17 protein-coding genes, 1 tRNA gene and 1 pseudogene are annotated in these 17,614 nt (G+C 74.1%); 13 read left to right on the top strand and 6 right to left on the bottom strand.

Annotated elements, in window-relative coordinates; translation table 11 throughout:
- Positions 1-57 precede the first annotated feature (57 nt).
- Positions 58-588: a GtrA family protein gene (locus ACI79U_RS06680; RefSeq protein WP_457064202.1), complete on the bottom strand. Its 531-nt coding sequence runs from the start codon at positions 586-588 to the stop codon at positions 58-60.
- A 181-nt stretch (positions 589-769) separates the two neighbouring features.
- On the opposite strand from ACI79U_RS06680, the gene ACI79U_RS06685 reads away from it, so the two are divergent.
- The 5 genes from ACI79U_RS06685 to ACI79U_RS06705 all read left to right on the top strand — a co-directional run bounded on the left by ACI79U_RS06685 (position 770) and on the right by ACI79U_RS06705 (position 3,378).
- Positions 770-1,234 (top strand): hypothetical protein, encoded by a 465-nt coding sequence (locus ACI79U_RS06685; RefSeq protein ID WP_457064200.1) that lies wholly within the window; start codon positions 770-772, stop codon positions 1,232-1,234.
- An 84-nt stretch (positions 1,235-1,318) separates the two neighbouring features.
- A complete protein-coding gene (locus ACI79U_RS06690) occupies positions 1,319-2,206 on the top strand; it encodes a Rieske 2Fe-2S domain-containing protein (RefSeq protein WP_457064198.1) in 888 nt (295 codons plus the stop codon).
- Between the two features lie 34 nt (positions 2,207-2,240).
- The gene (locus ACI79U_RS06695; protein WP_457064196.1) at positions 2,241-3,059 is read left to right on the top strand and encodes a hypothetical protein; all 819 of its coding nucleotides are present in this window, start codon (positions 2,241-2,243) and stop codon (positions 3,057-3,059) included.
- Positions 3,053-3,187, top strand: a complete 135-nt coding sequence (locus tag ACI79U_RS06700) for a hypothetical protein (RefSeq protein ID WP_457064194.1) — start codon at positions 3,053-3,055, stop codon at positions 3,185-3,187. The genes ACI79U_RS06695 and ACI79U_RS06700 overlap by 7 nt, the downstream gene beginning before the upstream one ends.
- Positions 3,188-3,305: 118 nt before the next feature.
- Positions 3,306-3,378 (top strand) — tRNA-Lys (locus ACI79U_RS06705).
- A 65-nt stretch (positions 3,379-3,443) separates the two neighbouring features.
- On the opposite strand, the gene ACI79U_RS06710 is transcribed toward ACI79U_RS06705, so the two are convergent.
- On the bottom strand, positions 3,444-4,940 hold the full coding sequence (locus tag ACI79U_RS06710; RefSeq protein ID WP_457064192.1) for a hypothetical protein: 1,497 nt from the start codon (positions 4,938-4,940) through the stop codon (positions 3,444-3,446).
- A gap of 399 nt (positions 4,941-5,339) precedes the next feature.
- On the opposite strand from ACI79U_RS06710, the gene ACI79U_RS06715 reads away from it, so the two are divergent.
- From ACI79U_RS06715 to ACI79U_RS06735, 5 genes and pseudogenes are all read left to right on the top strand, one after another.
- Positions 5,340-5,603 (top strand): hypothetical protein, encoded by a 264-nt coding sequence (locus tag ACI79U_RS06715; RefSeq protein WP_457064190.1) that lies wholly within the window; start codon positions 5,340-5,342, stop codon positions 5,601-5,603.
- A complete protein-coding gene (locus tag ACI79U_RS06720) occupies positions 5,603-6,433 on the top strand; it encodes a hypothetical protein (protein WP_457064188.1) in 831 nt (276 codons plus the stop codon). Before ACI79U_RS06715 ends, ACI79U_RS06720 begins: the two co-directional genes overlap by 1 nt.
- 221 nt (positions 6,434-6,654) lie before the next feature.
- Entirely contained in the window at positions 6,655-7,362 is a 708-nt protein-coding gene (locus tag ACI79U_RS06725) for a hemerythrin domain-containing protein (RefSeq protein ID WP_457064186.1), read from the top strand.
- 97 nt (positions 7,363-7,459) lie between these two features.
- Positions 7,460-8,200 (top strand): enoyl-CoA hydratase-related protein, encoded by a 741-nt coding sequence (locus ACI79U_RS06730; RefSeq protein ID WP_457064184.1) that lies wholly within the window; start codon positions 7,460-7,462, stop codon positions 8,198-8,200.
- 144 nt (positions 8,201-8,344) lie between these two features.
- Positions 8,345-9,787, top strand: a pseudogene (locus tag ACI79U_RS06735) (flagellin N-terminal helical domain-containing protein); the annotation flags it as partial.
- Positions 9,788-9,949: 162 nt separating this feature from the next.
- Here the strand turns inward: ACI79U_RS06735 and ACI79U_RS06740 are convergent.
- Entirely contained in the window at positions 9,950-10,993 is a 1,044-nt protein-coding gene (locus ACI79U_RS06740) for a YihY/virulence factor BrkB family protein (protein ID WP_457064182.1), read from the bottom strand.
- Between the two features lie 308 nt (positions 10,994-11,301).
- On the opposite strand from ACI79U_RS06740, the gene ACI79U_RS06745 reads away from it, so the two are divergent.
- Positions 11,302-11,472, top strand: a complete 171-nt coding sequence (locus tag ACI79U_RS06745) for a hypothetical protein (RefSeq protein WP_457064180.1) — start codon at positions 11,302-11,304, stop codon at positions 11,470-11,472.
- A 57-nt stretch (positions 11,473-11,529) separates the two neighbouring features.
- On the opposite strand, the gene ACI79U_RS06750 is transcribed toward ACI79U_RS06745, so the two are convergent.
- Positions 11,530-13,323 (bottom strand): acyl-CoA dehydrogenase, encoded by a 1,794-nt coding sequence (locus ACI79U_RS06750; RefSeq protein WP_457064178.1) that lies wholly within the window; start codon positions 13,321-13,323, stop codon positions 11,530-11,532.
- Positions 13,324-13,430: 107 nt separating this feature from the next.
- Here ACI79U_RS06750 and ACI79U_RS06755 point away from each other — a divergent pair, with 107 nt between their 5' ends.
- Both ACI79U_RS06755 and ACI79U_RS06760 read left to right on the top strand, forming a co-directional pair.
- Positions 13,431-13,901, top strand: coding sequence for a hypothetical protein (locus ACI79U_RS06755; protein ID WP_457064176.1), 471 nt, complete (start codon positions 13,431-13,433; stop codon positions 13,899-13,901).
- Entirely contained in the window at positions 13,898-15,067 is a 1,170-nt protein-coding gene (locus tag ACI79U_RS06760; protein ID WP_457064174.1) for a zinc-dependent alcohol dehydrogenase, read from the top strand. The genes ACI79U_RS06755 and ACI79U_RS06760 overlap by 4 nt, the downstream gene beginning before the upstream one ends.
- A 50-nt stretch (positions 15,068-15,117) precedes the next feature.
- Here ACI79U_RS06760 and ACI79U_RS06765 read toward each other — a convergent pair whose 3' ends face one another.
- Both ACI79U_RS06765 and ACI79U_RS06770 read right to left on the bottom strand, forming a co-directional pair.
- Positions 15,118-17,055 carry an MDR family MFS transporter gene (locus ACI79U_RS06765; RefSeq protein WP_457064171.1) on the bottom strand — a complete coding sequence of 646 codons (1,938 nt, stop codon included), beginning with the start codon at positions 17,053-17,055 and terminating at the stop codon, positions 15,118-15,120.
- Positions 17,052-17,576 (bottom strand): MarR family winged helix-turn-helix transcriptional regulator, encoded by a 525-nt coding sequence (locus ACI79U_RS06770; protein ID WP_457064169.1) that lies wholly within the window; start codon positions 17,574-17,576, stop codon positions 17,052-17,054. The genes ACI79U_RS06765 and ACI79U_RS06770 overlap by 4 nt, the downstream gene beginning before the upstream one ends.
- Positions 17,577-17,614 lie beyond the last annotated feature (38 nt).

Consider the following 17,614-nt stretch of genomic DNA (forward strand, 5'->3'; position numbering starts at 1 on the left):
GGGTGGACTGGTTGCGTTCTCAACCAGCCAGCCCCGCCTACCCGGGGTCCGGTCCGCCTACTCCTGCGGGTCGCGCGCGGCCGGGAAGACCCAGCTGCGCAGTGCGATGAAACGGATCAGCCCGATCAACCCGGTGACCGCCGCGATCAGGCACAGCTGTGGGCCGGTGCCGATGTCGCCGAGCAGGGCGTGCACCCCCGCCAGGGTGAGGGAGGTGGCGACCAGGCCGATGCCGGCCAGCCCGCCGCCCTCCCATTGGGCGGTGAACCAGGAGACCCGCCCCCCGGCGTGGAAGGTCAGCCGGCGGTGGAGCTCGTTGGCCAGCAGGGTGGAGGCGATCGCCCCGGAGAGGTTGGCGGTCTGGTCGCCCAGGCCGCCGAGGGCGATGAAGAGCGTGGCGTAGAGCGCGCTGGACAGCCCGCCGACCACCACGAAGCGGGTGAACTGGGCTCCCGTGTCGTCCTGGCGCAGCCGGGTCGACGTCATGTGCACCAGGGACGCGACCCGGCCGTGGTCGGCCGCGGCGAGCACCGGCCCCTCGGGGGCGCCGCTGATGGCGGAGCGGCGCAGGAGGGACGGGCAGGTCACGGGTGTTCCTCTCGGGGGCGGAGCAGGGCCACGCCCATGCTCGGGCATGAAGCCCCTGTGGCGCCTGTGTATTCCCGGTGCGTTGTACAACTGCTCGTGAGGTCGGTCACCCGGCCTCGCTGCCAGTGTGTTCCCAGGCGGCCGTCAGGTGCCCGGCAGGTGCCCGCGCCAGCGTCGTTCCATGCGTGATCCCGAGCGTCGTCACTGGCTGTTCGACCCCACGCGGTCCGGGGTGGTGGTCCGCTCCCACCGGCCGTCGTCCGGCGGCGCCGCGACCCAGGTGGTCTCCGACGTCCTGTGGGCCGAGGTGGTCACGCTGCTGCGCTGGGCGGAGGCGACCGGCACCTGCCGGCCGGAGCTGGTGTCCGGCTCGGCATGGCGGACCGCGGCCGCCAGCGCGGGCCTGCTCGCCCGGCTGCCCGGCCTCTGCGCGGAGCTCGGTCAGGAGTACGCGCTGGAGGCCCCGCCGGAGTCCGACGGCCCGGCGACGGTCCGGTTGCAGCAGGCCGCGGACCGGCTGGCCGCCCGGCTGCGGACGACGGCCGGGGTGGAGACGCTGCCCGCGCTCGCCGGGGAGGTCGACGCCGTCGGTGCCGCCGCGGTGGCGGTGCTGGCCGAACGGGCCGACTGGACTGCGCTCCGGTGACGGCGGCGGCTCCCGCCGCGGGCCCGCGTGCTGCTCTCGCCGACTCCCGGGTTCCGGTGGGCTCAGGCGGGTAGGGGAGGGCGCATGAGCCTGCTGGGTGTCCTGGACCGCCTGTCCGAGGTGTCGAAGTTCGACGAGCAGTTGGAGGCCGCCCGCAAGGCGGTGAACGGCCTGCTGCGGCCGCAGGGGTTCAAGGACCTGCTGCACGGCAGCTGGCTGGGTCACCCGCTGCACCCGGTGCTGGCCATGGTGCCCGTCGGCACCTGGCTGTCCGCGGGCATCCTGGACCTGGTGCCGCCGACCCGCCCGGCGGCCACCGCGCTGATCACCACCGGCGTGGCGGCCAGCGTCCCGGCCGCGCTCGCCGGCGCGGCCGACTGGTCCGAGCAGGACGACGACGTCCGGCGCCTGGGTGCGGTGCACGCGGTGGCGAACGTGGCGGCCCTCGGCCTCTACGTCGGCTCGCTGGTCGCCCGCGCCCAGGGCCGCGGCGGACTGGGTCGGGCGCTGGCCTACAGCGGGCTGAGCCTGGCGAGCGGGTCGGCCGCCATCGGTGGGCACATGTCCTACGCGCAGTCGTCGGGGGCGAACCACTCGACGACGACGGCCCGGCAGATGACCACCGACTGGATCGACCTGGGCCCGCTCGACGACCTGCCCGAGGGGCGCCCCACGCTGCGCACCGGCGAGGGCCAGGGCACCCCGGTGCCGATCGCCGCCGTCCGGCGTGGCCCCCGGGTCGACGCCTTCGTCGGCGCCTGCGCGCACGTGGGTGGCCCGCTGGCCGAGGGGGAACTCGAGGAGGTGCGCGGCGCGACCTGCCTGGTCTGCCCGTGGCACGGCTCGGCCTTCGACCTGGACGACGGGCAGCCGCGCCGCGGCCCGTCGGCGGCCGCGCAGGAGAAGATGGAGGTCCGCTACGAGGCCGGGCGCGCCTTCGCCCGGCTGCCGCAGCGGCACGTGCAGAAGTGACCGCCCGGGGCTGACCCCGCCCTACGCCGCCCGCGTGCGGCGGGGCGTGGGCGCAGGGCTGCTGCTGGCGCTCGTCGGCTGCGCGGGTCCGTCGCCGTCCGCTCCCGCCGCCGAGCCCGGGGCCCCGCCGGTCCCGGGCATCGCGGCCGAGGTGGTCCGGCTGCGCACCGACGAGGCCGAGGGTGGACAGGTCCAGGTGCGGATCACGGCCACCGGGCCGACGCCGTTCACCGTCACCTCGGTCGTGCTGGACTCCCCGGGTCTCCGGCCGGTGGCTCCCCGTGCGGTGCGGACCGAGTTCCCGCCGGGGCGGACGTTCGACCTGCCCGTGCGGTACGGCGAGGCCGACTGCGCCGCGGAGGTGGCGCCGGCGGCCGCGCGGCTGACCGTCGTCCGGCCCGACGGCGCGGTGGAGCAGCTGCGGGTGCCGCTGGCCGGCGACACCCTGGCCCGGGTGCACGCCGAGGAGTGCGCGACGGCGGCCGTGCTGGCCGCCGTCGGCATCACCATCGACGGGTTCGCCGCCGCGGGCGAGATGCTCAGCGGGGACGTCGTCCTCCGCCGGCGTTCGGGCGAGCCGATCCACCTCGAGGCGCTGCAGCGCAGCGTCGTCCTGGCGCTGGTGCCCGGCGGCTCACTGCCGGCGACCCTGGCCGTGGGCGAGGACGAGCTGCGGCTGCCGGTGACCGTGCGGCCGGCGACCTGCGACCCGCACGTGCTGGCCGAGACGAAGCAGCCGTTCGTCTTCCCGCTGCTGGTGCAGGTCGGGGACGGCGAGGCGGTGGCGGTTGACCTGCCGCTGTCCGGCGCGCAGCGGCAGCAACTGCAGGAGCTGCTCGGCCGGGTGTGCTGACGCGTGCGCGTGGGCACGTCCAGTGGATGTTCTTCTTCTTCTCCAACCGCCTGGGCTGCCTGGGGTCGCTGCTGGTCAGCCTGGTGGTGACCGCGCTGCTCGTCCTGCTCTTCGTGGCGATCTTCTAGGCCTGCCCCCGTCGGTTGTGCGCTGACCGTCGGTCCGCCGAGCAGGAACCGACGACGAGTGCACAACCGTGGTCACCGGCCGCGGTGTCTCTATCCTCATCCCGGGACCGGACGTCCCGGGCCTCTAGCTCAACTGGCAGAGCAGCGGACTTTTAATCCGCGGGTTGTGGGTTCGATCCCCACGGGGCCCACCCGAACGACCCTCTCAGGGGCCTCCCCAGCGAGGGGACGGGCGGACGAGGGTGGGTGAGCACGGTCAGGCCGCGAGCTCGGCTCGTACCCGGCGCATCACCGGGGCCTTGCTGATCCTGGCCAGCGACCACACCATGGCGGAGACGAAGCAGACCCGGTTCGCCGACTCGCGGCCGGCGCTCTCGTCGAGCACCCCGCCGTGCACGACCTCCGCCATGCCCAGCAGGCCGGCAGCGACCAGGAACGCCGCGGTGCCGAACAGGTCACGGTTCAGGGCCTCCTTGCGCCCGTCGAGCCGGTAGACGACGTAGGTCGCCCACATCGCCACGATCTGGCTCATCACCAGGGCCACCCCGAGGATGCTCGGGACGAAGACCAGGAAGATGCCGCCGAACCTCAGCGCCTGCAGCACCGGGTAGGCGAAGATCCGCGCCTCGGGCCGCAGCCGGTTGTAGACGAAGAACACCACGCGCACCGCGAGCAGCAGGAGCACCCACGCGATGCCGGCGGCGAGGAGCTCATCGGTGCCGAGCTCGCCGAGGAGGACGGCCACGCCCATGCCGGCCGCCGCGAACGCGACGGCCCAGATCCAGGCCTGGACCCGGATCGGGTAGTCCCGGAACCGCGCCACGTGGGGGCTGAGGACCGGACGCTCCTCGAACGTCGAGGCGTACATGTCGTTCTCGAAGTAGCCGATCTCGTAGACCGACATCACCGACAGGAGCAGCAGCGGCACGATCAGTACGAACTGGAGCAGGCTCTGCACGTCGTACGCGATGGCGATGGCGATGACCAGCGCGTCCACCAGGAGCAGCCGGTCCAGCGTGTACCAGGGCGAGGACTTGACGCGGACGGTGTAGCGCAGCGGGATGTAGAGCCGCTCGCGGGCGGACAGCCGCGCACCCTGCTCGGGGACGAGGAAACCCGCACGGCACGCCCCGAGCAGGTCGGCGTCGTCGAGGGAGTCGGAGACGAAGACGGCCCGGGCGACTCCGTCCTCGCCGACGGCCGCGACCGCCGTCGCCGTCTTGCCCCCGGCGAACCAGGACGGCCGAGGGAGCAGCGGCGTCGCCAGCAGCGCGGCGGACTCGTACTCGCTCCCCCGCAGCAGTCCCCGGATCACGAACGCCATGCCGAAGGAGATGATCGTGAGCCGTGACCGGTCGACGTCGGCGAAGAAGGCGGAGATCCCGGTGGCGCGGTGCTGCTCGAACAGCGCCGGTGCCTCCCTGCGCCACCGGCGCAGGTTCCAGGGCGTGAGGACGACGATCAGGACGACGCAGAGGTAGTCCCGGATGCGGTAGCCGCGGCGTCCGGGCAGGAACCGCCACGGCACGCGCCCCCGCACCAGGAAGTCGATGACGGCGACCACCAGGGACGGCCGGCAGCGTGAGATGAACAGCTCGGTGCTGTTCGAGGCGAAGAGCGTGTGGTCGAAGTCGACCAGGACGGGTGCGTCCGGCTCGGCGATCTCCCGCCGGACGGCGTCGGCGGAGACCGATGACTGCCCTTGGACGTCGAAGAAATCCGGCTCGAGCTGCTCGGTGGCGCGTTCGGGCATGGGCCCAAGATCTCACGGCCGCGCACCTGACCGGTACGCCGGACGAGCTGCTCCGGTCAAGCCGACGGGCCGGGCAGCGCGTCGATCTCCGGCGCCGGGTCCGGAGGAGCCGAGCCGGCGGGCGCCGGTACCCGCTCCTGCGGCGCCACGCCGGGTGGCGGCGTCACCCGGGGCGATCGCGGCCGGTGACCGACGAAAGCCCAGGTGGGAGCGGTGCCGCTTGTCGACAAGGCGGCCCTGGCGGCGGGTCGGCGACCTGCGGAGTGCGCTGCACAACGATCCGGTGACGGCGCTGGAGAAGGCCTCGCCGAGCGCGTCGAACCGGGCTTCGCGGGCCCTACCTTTCGCACGTCCGCAGCACTTCCCCAGCCGCGGCACCCAGCACCGAGGAGCTCCCGCGTGACCATGTTCGCCGAACCGCCCACCCTGACGTCGTCCCGCCCGGCGGACGGCGAGACCGACCTGGCGACGCTGCTGGAGCTGTTCACCGTCTCGGCGGCCGCCGAGACGTCGCGGGTGGAGAGCCTCCGCGACGCCGGTGCCTGGCTGCGCGGCCTGGTCCGGCGCTGGTCGCGGCGCGCCGCCGACTGGGGCGCCGCCCCCGGCACCGCCGCGGCGTGGGCGACCCGTCCGGTGCCGGCCCCGGTGGAGGCGGCGCAGTGATGCTGCTGTGGCCCATGGTCGCCGTCGGTGGCTTCTTCGCACTGGCTGCGCTCGTCGTCGCGCTGGCCACCAGCTCCACCTCGCGCTACGAGTTCGAGCGCAACCGGGTGCAGGGGCAGCGCCACGAGGCCGAGGCCGCCGTCCCGGCCGCCGTCGCCGCGGTCGCCGCACCGGTGGAGGCCGGCGCCGAGCAGCAGCGCGGGGCCGCGACCGTGCGGGTCACCACGCACCCGGCCGGTGCGCGGGCCGGCGGGCGGGGGACGCCCTCGGCGTGGTGGCTGGTGGAGCAGCCGGCCGACCGGCCCGGTGAGGCGGTCCTGGCCGGCCCCTTCCCCGATCGGCTCGACGCCGACTGGGCCGCGCTGGCCGGCGGGCGCGCCGGGTCCGCGCAGGCCGTGCACGGGGTGCTCCGGGCCGACGGCCGGCTGCTGCGCCGGCCGCTGCCGGGGGAGCAGGCGTGGCTGGCCGACCTGGGCATCCAGCTCGACCGGCTCCCCGCGGAGTGGGACAGCCCGCTGGCCGACGAGGACGAGCTGGTGACCCTGGTGGTGGAGGTCGCCTCCGCGCTGGTCGAGGCCGGGCTGCCGCTGCACGACTGCGCCGGCGAGGGCGCCGCCGGCGGGGTCTGCCTCACCCCGGAGCCGGGGCGTCCGGGGGTGCTGGTGAGCTGGCACCAGCACGATCGGATGAGCCGCGACCAGGTGCACGGCGCCGACGTCGCGGCCGGGGTGCAGGCCACGATGAACGTGGCCGTCGCCGGGTGCCTGGAGTCGCTGGGCTTCGCCGTCGAGCCCTTCGGGGAGACCGGCTGCGTGCTGGTCACCGCCTGAGAACAGCGGGCAGCCCGGGCCGGCGAGACGCCGACCCGGGCTGCGGCGGAACGGTGTGTCGGGCCCCAGCGCGGGGAGTCCCCGGAACGCTGGCGATCCTGGGGCGCCGAATTCGTCCCGCACCTGGCCGGGGTGTCTGGCCGGGGTGTAATGCACCCCGCTGCCGGGCATGTCGGGCCGGTCGAGCACACGGCGTCGCACGGAACCCCAGGAGGCCCGACATGGCCCGATCCATCGCCGACCAGACCGTCGCGGAACTCGGCGGCCCGACCAGCGTCCTGGTGCGTCAGCGCGAGGACCACGCGGAGCTGGGCCGCCTGCTGGCCGAGCTCGACGGCACGACCGGCCGGGAGCAGGAGCGGGTGCTGCGGCGGATCGACCGGCTGGTGTTCAGCCACGCCTTCGCCGAGGAGACCGTGCTCTGGCCGGTCATCCGGCGGGTGCTGCCCGACGGCGACGCGCTGACCCGGCAGGTCGAGGAGGAGCACCAGGAGGTCAACGAGCTGGTCAGCCGGCTGGAGACGCTCGACCACGACGACCCCCGCCGGGCGGAGACGCTGGACCGGCTGGTCGAGGTGCTCGACGAGGACGTCCGCGACGAGGAGGACGTGATGTTCCCCCGCCTGCAGGAGGCCCTCGACGCGAAGGCGCTGCGGCGGCTCGGCCTGCAGTGGGAGGTCGCCCGCCGGGTCTCCCCGACCAGGCCGCACCCCACCGTCTCCCGCCGCCCGCCGGGCAACGCCGTCTCCGGCCTGCCGCTGACGCTGCTGGACCGCACCCGGGACCTGGTCGACGCCGGGGTGCAGCGGGCGCCGGAGCGCTTCGCCCCCGTCGGCGAGACGGTCAGCCGGGCGCTGGCCACGGCGTCCGGCTGGGTCGAGCGGGTGCCGCTGGCCCGTCGCGGCGACGGGCCGCCCACCGCCCGCTGACCGGCCGGCACGGTCTGGCCCGGCATGGTCTGATCCCGGCGTGGTCTGATCCTCGTCGAACGGCCGGCACCGGCGCCGGCCCCGCCAGAGGAGCCGCATGTCCGGTGAGGTCCTGCTCGAGGTGGCCGACGGCGTCGCCGTCGTCACGCTCAACGCGCCGCAGCGCCGCAACGCGCTGACCCCGGCGATGGCCGGGGAACTGGTCGCCGCCCTCGACGAGGCCGACGCGCGACCGGAGGTCGGGGCCGTGGTCGTGCGCGGTGTCGGCCGGTCCTTCTGCGCGGGCGGCGACGTGCAGACGCTCACCGCCGCCGGCCGGGACCCGGCCGAGCCGGGCGCCTACGCCGACATGGGCGCCATCTACGACTCGTTCCTGCGGCTGGGCCGGGTGCAGGCGCCGACGATCGCCGCCGTCCGCGGCTCGGCGGTGGGCGCGGGGATGAACCTGCTGCTCGCCGCCGACCTGCGGATCGTCGCCCGCGACGCCCGGCTGCTGTGCGGCTTCCTCAAGCGCGGGATGCACCCCGGCGGCGGGCACTTCGTGCTGCTGTCCCGGCTGGTCGGGCGCGAGGCAGCCGCGGCGCTGGCGCTGTTCGGCGAGGAGCTCGACGGCGAGGCCGCCGTGCGGCTGGGGCTGGCCTGGGAGACCCACGACGACGACGCGGTCGAGGACCGCGCCCGCGAGCTCGCCGGGCGGGTGGCCCGCGACCCGGAGCTGGCCCGCCTCGCGGCCACCAGCTTCCGGACCGAAACCGGCCCGCCCCAGCTGAGCTGGGAGGCCGCCAGCCAGTACGAGCGGCCGGCCCAGATGTGGTCGATGCGCCGCTCCGCCGGCTGACCCGCCTCTCACCCGGTCGGTTGTTCGAGTCAACTCCGGAGCGCCGCTGCCGTTGATCACCACGGATCGGCACAGCCGTCCCAGCGGCACCAGGAGGAGGGTCGGCACCGCATGGCGCTCAGCGTGCGCACGAACCTCCCCGCGATGTCCGCGCACCGGCACCTGGCCGGCACCACCGGGGACGCCGCCCGGTCGATCGAGCGGCTGTCCTCAGGTCTCCGGATCAACCGGGCGGCCGACGACGCCGCGGGTCTGGCCATCTCCGAGGGGCTGCGCGCGCAGATCGGCGGTCTCGGGCAGGCGGTCCGCAACGCCCGCGACGCCGTCAGCGTCGTGCAGACCGCCGAGGGGGCGCTGGCCGAGAGCACGTCCATCCTGCAGCGCATGCGCGACCTCGCCGTCCAGGCCGCGAACGTCGGAGGCCTCGACCGGAGCGCCCGCCGCACGCTGCAGGCCGAGGTCGTCCAGCTGAAGGCGGAGCTCACGCGGATCGCCGGGACGACGACGTTCAACGGCACGCCCCTGCTCGACGGCACCTACCGCGGGGTCTTCCAGGTGGGCGCCGACGTCGGGGAGACCATCGCCGCCGCCCTGGACCGGGCGCTGGGGACCGCCGGCCTGGGGCTCGACGGGCTCAACGTCGCCAGCGTCGAGACGACGCCCCCGATGGTCTTCCCGGCCCGGGGTCGCATCGTCGACCCGCTGGCCGGGCGGCTCACGTTCCCCGGTGCCGCGGCAAGCCCGGGGGACCTCACCGCGCTGCGGGGCACGATCAGGCTCGGTGGCGCGGCGCTGGACCTCGCCACGGTGACCCACGACCCCGGCGCGGACGGCGTGCTCACCACCGGCGAGGCCGTCGATGCGCTGAACGCCGCCGCGGCCACCGCGGGGATCACCCACCGGCCGGACCCGATCGCCGTGGTCGGCACGGACCTGGTGTTCCACGGGCCCGTGCCCACGAGCGACGCCGACGCGGAGGGGGCGGCCGACGTGGAGTTCGTCCCCGCCGACCCGCCCGACCCGGTCGCGCGCCCGGAGACGAGGGAGGCCCGGTACTCCATCCCCCCGGCCCCGGGGTTCCTGCTCTTCCTGGACCACCAGCCGGGGGTGCTGCCGGAGCTGCGGGGACGGGTCTCGGTGCCGGGCGGGGCGCTCGAGCTGGGCTCGGTGTCCTACCAGGACACCGACCGCAGCGGCACCGTCGAGGAGGGCGAGGCGCTCGCCCAGGTGAACGCGGCGGCGCAGGCAGCCGGGGCCACGGTCGGCGCCGACGCGTTCCGGGACGTGTACTACGTCCTGGCGAGCCGGCAGGGGACGGGCGTCGGCTTCTGGGGCCCAACCCCGCCCGAGGGTGCGACGCCGGCCGAACTGGCGGCGCTCACCCCCGTCTTCACCCCCGCGCCCCACCCGATCGACCAGATCGACGACGCGCTGGCGCTGGTCTCCACGGTGCGGGCCGACCTGGGGGCGGTGCAGAACCGGCTCGAGCACACGATCAGCAGCCTCGGGGTGTCACTGGAGAACACCGCCGCCGCGCGGGCCCGGATCGTGGATGCCGACATGGCCCGGGAGACGACGGCGCTGGCCCGGGACCAGATCCGGTCCAGGCCGGCACCGCGATGCTCGCGCAGGCCACCTCGTCGGCGAACCGGGTCCTCAGCCTGCTGGAGGGGTGACCGGACCACCCCGGGACGCACGTCGGGCCCGGCTCCACGGGTGGAGCCGGGCCCGACGGTCAGTCGCAGCCGATCAGGTGGTCTGCTGCGGCTTGGGGTCCGAGCGCGCGTCGAGCTGGATCTCCTTGTCCGCCCTCGGCACACCGTCCTTGAGCTCCTTGGTCCGCTCGGCCTCGGCGTCCAGCTCGATGCCGAACAGCAGCGAGAGGTTGATCAGCCAGAACCAGATCAGGAAGATCACCACGCCGGCCAGCGCCCCGTAGGTGGCGTTGTAGCTGCCGAAGTTCGCCACGTAGAAGGCGAAGGCGGCGGAGGCCACCACGGCCACCAGGATGGCCACGGCGGCACCGGGGCTGACGAACTTGAACCCGCGCAGCTTCACGTTCGGGGTCGAGTAGTAGAGGACGGCGATCATCAGCGCCAGCAGCACCAGCATCACCGGCCACTTGGCCCAGGTCCAGATGGTGAGCACGGTGTCGCCCAGGCCGATGGCCTGACCGATCGCGTCGACCACCGGGCCGCTCAGCACCAGCATGGCCAGGATCAGGGCGGCGAAGATGATGCCGACCAGGGTGATGAGCAGCTGGAGCGGCTTCAGCTTCCAGATCTTGCGGCCCTCGGGCGTCTCGTAGACGACGTTGGCCGCCCGGGTGAACGCCCCGACGTAGCCCGATGCCGTCCAGATGGCACCGACCAGACCGAGGACGAGACCGAACCCGGCCGCGGTCGAGTTGCCCGCGACCTGCTGGATGACCGGGTTGAGCGTCTCCGCGGCCGACGCGGGGACGACCTCGGTGAGCGCGCTGGTGAGCTGCTCGGGGTCGGTGAGCAGCCCCACGAGGGAGGCCAGCGCGGTGAGCGCCGGGAACAGTGCCAGCACGCCGTAGTAGGTCAGCGCCGCGGCCCAGTCGGTCAGGCCGTCCTCGCTGAACTCCTTGGCCGTGCGCTTGAGCGTGCCGCCGGTGGTGGCCTTCCCGTCGGCGCCGGTGGGGGCGTAGTCGGCCCGCTCGTGGGTGATGTTGTCGTCGTCCGGCGCGATGTCGCGGCCGGCGTGTGGATCGTGGGGGGAGTCCCCCCGAGCGCCCTGCTGGGCGCTGCGTGCTCGTGCTCCGGCCATCAGGCCCTCCGGTGTGCCGCTGGTCTGGGTCGGACCTGCGGTTCCCACTCCGGACGCCGGTCACGCCTCCGGGCGCGCGCATTCCGGTTCCGCCCGGTCCGGGTGGGGTGGACGGCGGGTGAACGGGTGGGGAACTCCGCAGCTCGCGCGCGCAACGCCCAGTCGAGTGCGACGAGGGTCACACAGAATCGGACGAGGAAGTCGCTCTTTGCAGGGTTCACCGGCGGGGAAGCCGGGCATCGACCCGTCCAGAACGGCTGCCGTCGGCTCCCCCCGGCGGTCCCCGAGAGAAGACGTGGAGCGTATTGATGGTGTTGTGGCCGGCGGTGACCCTGGTCGGTTTCCTGGTGCTGACCGCGCTGGTGATCGCGATGGGCACCCAGTCGACGGCGCGGTGGGAAGCGGAGAAGCGGGCGGCGTCCGCGCCGCGAGCGCGGCACGCTGCCCCCGAGGGCGCGCGGGCCACGGCAGCCCTGTAGCCCCTCCCGCACGCATCCGACGGCGGTCTCCCGGTTGGGAGGCCGCCGTCGTCGTGTTCAGAGCCAGTCGGGCGGGGTGTCCAGCACCGTCCGGTCCCCGGCGGCCAGCAGGGCGAGTTGCGGGCCCACCTTGGGCAGTTCCCACCGCTGGAAGAACCGCGCGGCCTGCCGCTTGCCGGCGTAGAAGGCCCCGTCCCGGCCCTCGGCGGCCAGCGCCTGCTCCAGCCACAGCCAGCCGACGACGACGTGCCCGACGGCCTCCAGGTAGACGGTGGCGTTGGCCAGCGCCCGCGCCGGGTCGCCGTCGGCCCACACCGCCCCGGTGACCGCGCCGATCTGCCGCACCAGGTCGTCGAGGATGGCGGCGAGGTCGGCCCACCCGGTGCCCTGTGCCCGGCGCGTGGTGGCCGAGATCGTCTCGCCGAGCAGGGCCAGGCCCGCACCGCCGTCGGCCACCACCTTGCGGCCCAGCAGGTCCAGGGCCTGGATGCCGTGGGTGCCCTCGTGAATCGGGTTGAGCCGGTTGTCCCGGTAGAACTGCTCGACGGGGAAGTCCCGGGTGTACCCGGCGCCGCCGTGCACCTGGATGGCCAGGTCGTTCGCGGTCAGGCACCACTGCGAGGGCCAGCTCTTCGCGATCGGCGTGAGGACCTCCAGCAGCAGGTGCGCCCGGGCCTGCCCGGCCGCGGACTCCGCCGTCCGTTCCTCGTCGACCAGCCGCGCGCAGTAGAGGCCCAGGGCCAGCCCGCCCTCGACGTAGGACTTGGCCGCCAGCAGCATCCGCCGCACGTCGGGGTGCTCGATGATCGGCACGGGCGCCTGGTGCGGGTCCTTGCCGGTGAGCGGGCGGCCCTGGGTGCGGGTGCGCGCGTAGTCGAGGGCGTGCAGGTAGCCGGTGTAGCCGAGCGCGGTGGCGCCGACCCCGACGCCGATCCGCGCCTCGTTCATCATGTGGAACATGTAGGTCAGGCCGCGGTGCTCCTCGCCGACCAGGAAGCCGACCGCGCCCGGGCGCCCGCCGGGGGTGTGCCCGCCCTCCCCGAAGTTCAGCAGGGTGTTGGTGGTCCCGCGGTAGCCCATCTTGTGGTTGAGGCCGGCCAGCACGACGTCGTTGCGCTCGCCCAGGGTGCCGTCGTCGGCCACCAGCACCTTCGGGACGACGAACAGCGAGATCCCCTTCACCCCGGGCGGGCCGCCGGGCACCTTGGCCAGCACCAGGTGGACGATGTTCTCGGTGAGCTCGTGGTCGCCCGCCGAGATCCACATCTTGGTGCCGGTGAGCCGGTAGCTGCCGTCGTCCTGCGGGACGGCGCGGGTGGTGATGTCGGCCAGCGACGAGCCGGCCTGCGGCTCGGACAGCGCCATGGTGCCGAACCAGCGGCCCTCGGCCATCGGCGGCACGTAGGTCTGCACCTGCTCGTGTGTCCCGTGCGCGAGCAGCAGGTTGGCGTTGGCCATGGTGAGGAACGGGTAGGCCGACGTGCCGATGTTCGCCGCCTGGAACCAGGCGTGCACGGCCTGGTTCACCACCGCCGGCAGCTGCAGCCCGCCCAGCTCCTCGGGGAGGGTCGCCGCGGTCATCCCGGCGTCGGCGAACACCCGCAGCGCGGCCGCCACCTCGGGGATCAGCACCACCCGGCCGTCGACGACGTGCGGCTCGTGCTCGTCGGCCGTCCGGTTGTGCGGCGCGAAGTGGTCGGTGGCGATCTCCGCGGCGAGCTCGAGCACCGCGTCGAACGTCTCCCGCGAGTGCTCGGCGTGGCGGGAGCGCTTGGTCAGCGTCTCGACCTGCAGCCACTCGTGCAGCAGGAACTCCAGGTCACGGGCGCTGAGGATCGACGACGGGGACACGGGCTCCTCCTGGCGAGGGCGGTGGCGGTGGGTCGGTGCCGCCAGGTTAGGTGCACTGACAGCTGGGCCGGGTGTCCGGTCCGGGGCACCCGGGTAGAGGTCGGCGCATGGACCTGTCCAAGATCGTGGCCCGCGCGACCGGCCTGGCCGGTGAGGCCGGCAGCAACGCGCTCAAGCAGCTGCAGCACATCCGGGTGCCCGGGGTCGGTCAGGCCTCGGTCACCGACGACCCGCAGACGGCGGCCCGGCGGTGGCGGGCGGTGACCGTGCTGACCGACGTCGACACCCTGCGGACGACGCCGCCGCCCCCGCTGGCGGCCTTCGGTGACCGGCTGGAGATCCGGGTGACCCCGGCGCCGGGCGACCGGGGCGCCGAGCTCGCCGCGCGCTTCCGCGGGCCGGTGACCGAGGACGAGATCGGTGAGCTGCGCGCGGCGCTCCGGGAGGCCAAGCAGCTGGTCGAGGTCGGCGAGGTGCTGCGGGTCGACCCGGCGCCGCACGGTCACCGCAAGCCGACGCCGCAGGGCGCCGCGGTCGAGGGCATGACGGAGCAGGCTCCGAAGGAGGGTGTGCTGTGAAGGCCGCGACCTGGACCGGGGTGAACGAGGTCTCCGTCGAGGAGGTCCCCGACCCGCAGTTGCTCAACGACCACGACGTGATCCTGAAGATCCGCCAGACCACCACCTGCGGCTCCGACCTGCACCTGATCGGCGGCTACGTCCCCTTCATGCGCAGCGGCGACGTCCTCGGCCACGAGTTCCTCGGCGAGGTCGTCGAGGCCGGCCCGGCGGTCCGCGACCGGAAGGTGGGTGACCGGGTCGTCGTCGCCTCGTTCGCCTCGTGCGGGAACTGCTGGTACTGCAAGCAGGAGCTCTACTCGCTCTGCGACAACGGCAACGCGAACCCCGGGATCACCGAGTCCCTCTGGGGGCAGAGCCCCAGCGGCTGCTACGGCTTCTCGCACGCGATGGGCGGGTACGCCGGCAGCCACGCGGAGTACATGCGGGTGCCCTACGCCGACGTCGGCACCTTCGTCGTCCCGGAGGGGGTCGACGACATCCGGGCACTCTTCGCCTCCGACGCCGCCTCCACCGGCTGGACCGGCGCCGACCTGGCCGGGACCAGGCCCGGCGACGTGGTCGCCGTGTGGGGAGCGGGCGGGGTCGGGCAGATGGCCGCCCGCGCGGCGATGCTGATGGGCGCCGCGCAGGTCGTGGTGATCGACCGGGTCCCAGAGCGGCTGGCCCAGGTGCGCGAGCACGTGGGCGCCGAGGTGATCGACTACTCGACCACGGATGTCCTCGCCGAGCTCCGCGAACGCACCGGTGGCCGGGGTCCCGACGTCTGCATCGAGGCCGTCGGCATGGAGGCGCACAGCCCCGGCGCCCCGGGCGTCTACGACCAGGTCAAGCAACAGCTCCGGCTGCAGACCGGCCGGCCGACCGCCGTGCGGGAAGCGGTCTTGGCCTGCCGGAAGGGTGGCAGCGTCTTCGTCCTCGGCGTCTTCGCCGGGATGGTGGACAAGTTCCCGCTCGGCGCGGTCATGAACAAGGGCCTCACCATGCGGGGGGCGCAGGTGCACGGGCCGCGCTACATCCCGCGGATCCTGGAGCACATGGAGCGCGGCGAGCTGACCACCGAACACCTGGCCACCCACGTGCTCCCGCTCGGCGACGCTGCCCGCGGCTACCAGATGTTCAAGGACAAGACCGACGGCTGCGTGCGGGCGGTCTTCCAGCCCTGAGGACGCGGCCCCTCTCCCGTGCGGGGAGAGGGGCCGTGGCCGTGGGTGGGTCAGCTCCTGCGGACGTCGTCCGGCAGGTGGTCGGCCGGCAGGCTGGCCAGCCCGGTCGGCTGATCGGGCGCCGCCTCGTGCCGGCCGCGCCGGGACGGCTCGGTGGCCTCGTGCCGGCCGTCCCCGGACGACTCGGTGGCCTCGTGCCGGACGCTGCCGTCGGCCAGCCGCCGGTCGGTGCGGTCGGCGTCCTCCACCGGCGGCGGCGTGGACGTCGGAGCCGCGGCCCCGGCGGCGTGCGCGCTCGCCAGCGCCGGGTCGTCGTCCCCGGCCTCGTCGTCCCCGGCCTCGCCCGCGCCGGCCTGCTGGGCCTGGATCCCCGACTGGGTGCGCAGGGCCAGCTGGGGCAGGAAGATCAGCACGAAGAAGCCCAGGGCCACCACGCCGGCAGCGATCAGGAACACCATGTCGATCGAGTCCGAGAAGCCCGTCTTGAACGGCAGCGCCACGGCGCTGGGCAGTTCCTGGATGAACGAGGTGTCGGACAGGTCGCTCGCGTTGCCCGCGGCGGCCTGCAGCTGCGGTGCCAGCGCCGGGTCGGCTGCGGCGGCGTCGGAGACCGCGTCGCCGATGTCGGTGGGCAGCCGGGTGAACAGCACAGACAGGAAGACCGCCGTCCCCAGGGTGCCGCCCATCTGGCGGAAGAACGTCACCGACGACGTCGCGACCCCGATCTCCCGCGGGCTGACCGCGTTCTGCACCGCGAGGATGACCGGCTGGAAGTTGAAGCCCAGGCCCAGGCCCATGAGCGACATGAACGGGAACATCACCAGCACCGACGTCTCCGCGCCGACGATGAACGACAGCGACACCAGCGCGGTGACGATGAAGACCACGCCGATCAGCGGGAACAGCTTGTACTTCCCGGTGCGGGCGATGACCTGGCCGGCGATGACCGAGCCGGCCATGATGCCCAGCACCAGCGGGATCATCTCCAGGCCGGCCTCGGTGGGGCTGGAGCCCTGCACGATCTGCAGGTACTGGGGCAGCAGCAGGATGCCGCCGAACATGCCGGCGCCCAGCACGATGCTGCTGAGGCTGCTCACCGCGAACGTGCGGTTGGCGAACATCCGCAGCGGCAGCAGCGCGTCGTCCCGGTAGGCCCGCTCCGCGAGCACGAACAGCAGGAAGCCGACGACGGCGAGGGCGTAGCAGACCAGCGATCCGGTGCTGCTCCAGCCCCAGGTCCGGCCCTGCTCGGCGACGATCAGCAGCGGGACGAGGAAGAGCACCAGGGCCAGGGCGCCCGGCCAGTCGATCCGGTGCTCGCGGCGGGTGTGCGGCAGGTGCAGCACCCGGAACACGACGACGAGGGCCAGGATGCCCAGCGGCACGTTGACATAGAAGATCCAGCGCCAGCCGGTGATGCCCAGGATCGAGGACTGGCCGGAGAGGAAACCGCCGATGACCGGGCCCAGCACGCTGGAGGTGCCGAAGACGGCCATGAAGTAGCCCTGGTACTTCGAGCGCTCCCGCGGCGGCACGATGTCGGCGATGATCGCCAGCGCCAGCGACATCAGCCCACCGGCGCCGATGCCCTGGATCGCCCGGTACACGGCCAGCTGGTACATCGTGTCGGCGAGGCCGCACAGCGCGGAGCCGACGATGAAGACGGCGATGGCGAACAGGTAGAACGGCCGCCGGCCGTACATGTCGCTCAACTTGCCGTACAACGGCGTGGCGATCGTCGAGGTGATCAGGAAGGCGGTCGTCGCCCAGGCCTGTAGGTCGTAGCCGTTCAGGTCGTCGGCGATCGTGCGGATCGCCGTGGAGACCACCGTCTGGTCCAGGGCGGCGAGGAACATGCCGAGCAGGAGACCGCCCATGATCGTCATGATCTGGCGGTGGGTGAAGACCCCGGAGGCGTCGGGTGCGGCCGCGGCGGCACGGGCACCGCGACGGTCGGCCGAGGACACGCGGTCGCTGGTCTGGGTCATCGGTCCTTCTCGGGGGGTTCCACGGCGCCGCCCGCAGCGGAGCCCAGGGTGGGGAGGTGGTCGGTGAGGTCCTGCACGAACCGGCGGAGCTGGGCGGTGAACCCGGCCAGCTCGCCCGGCGCCCAGCCGGCGGTCACCTCGGTCAGGAGCGCGTCGCGCTCCTGGCGGAGCCGCTCGAGCGCGGCCTCGCCGGCCGGGGTGACGACGAGCCGGCTGACCCGGCCGTCCTGCTCGTCGGCGACCCGGCGCACCAGCCCGCGGTCGACGAGCAGGGTGACGTGCCGGCTCACGGTGGACGGGTCGGCGTGCACCAGCTCGGCGAGCGCCCCCTGGCGCAGCGGGCCGAGGCGGGTGAGGGGGAACAGCAGCACGTGGGCGGCGCGCTCCCGTGCGTCGCTGTCCGCGCCACCGGCCCCCTTGAGCGCGTGCATGACCCGCATCAGCCGGGCCAGCTCGTCGGAGAGGGACGTCGGCGTGCCGGGGGCCGGGGCGGGGCCCGGCGCGGACACGAGATCGGTCACGGCGTCTCCGGTCGTCAGGGGTGCGGACGGCGCCGCGC

The sequence above is a fragment of the Modestobacter sp. SYSU DS0904 genome, assembly GCF_054051115.1.

What these genes read in the sequence shown, in the direction of transcription:
- ACI79U_RS06690 (WP_457064198.1), top strand. Translation starts at nt 1,319, where the DNA reads ATGAGCCTGCTGGGTGTCCTGGACCGCCTGTCCGAGGTGTCGAAGTTC.
- ACI79U_RS06745 (WP_457064180.1), top strand. Translation starts at nt 11,302, where the DNA reads ATGGTGTTGTGGCCGGCGGTGACCCTGGTCGGTTTCCTGGTGCTGACC.
- ACI79U_RS06730 (WP_457064184.1), top strand. Translation starts at nt 7,460, where the DNA reads ATGTCCGGTGAGGTCCTGCTCGAGGTGGCCGACGGCGTCGCCGTCGTC.
- ACI79U_RS06720 (WP_457064188.1), top strand. Translation starts at nt 5,603, where the DNA reads ATGCTGCTGTGGCCCATGGTCGCCGTCGGTGGCTTCTTCGCACTGGCT.
- ACI79U_RS06685 (WP_457064200.1), top strand. Translation starts at nt 770, where the DNA reads ATGCGTGATCCCGAGCGTCGTCACTGGCTGTTCGACCCCACGCGGTCC.
- ACI79U_RS06765 (WP_457064171.1), bottom strand. Translation starts at nt 17,055, where the DNA reads ATGACCCAGACCAGCGACCGCGTGTCCTCGGCCGACCGTCGCGGTGCC.
- ACI79U_RS06740 (WP_457064182.1), bottom strand. Translation starts at nt 10,993, where the DNA reads ATGGCCGGAGCACGAGCACGCAGCGCCCAGCAGGGCGCTCGGGGGGAC.
- ACI79U_RS06725 (WP_457064186.1), top strand. Translation starts at nt 6,655, where the DNA reads ATGGCCCGATCCATCGCCGACCAGACCGTCGCGGAACTCGGCGGCCCG.
- ACI79U_RS06755 (WP_457064176.1), top strand. Translation starts at nt 13,431, where the DNA reads ATGGACCTGTCCAAGATCGTGGCCCGCGCGACCGGCCTGGCCGGTGAG.
- ACI79U_RS06710 (WP_457064192.1), bottom strand. Translation starts at nt 4,940, where the DNA reads ATGCCCGAACGCGCCACCGAGCAGCTCGAGCCGGATTTCTTCGACGTC.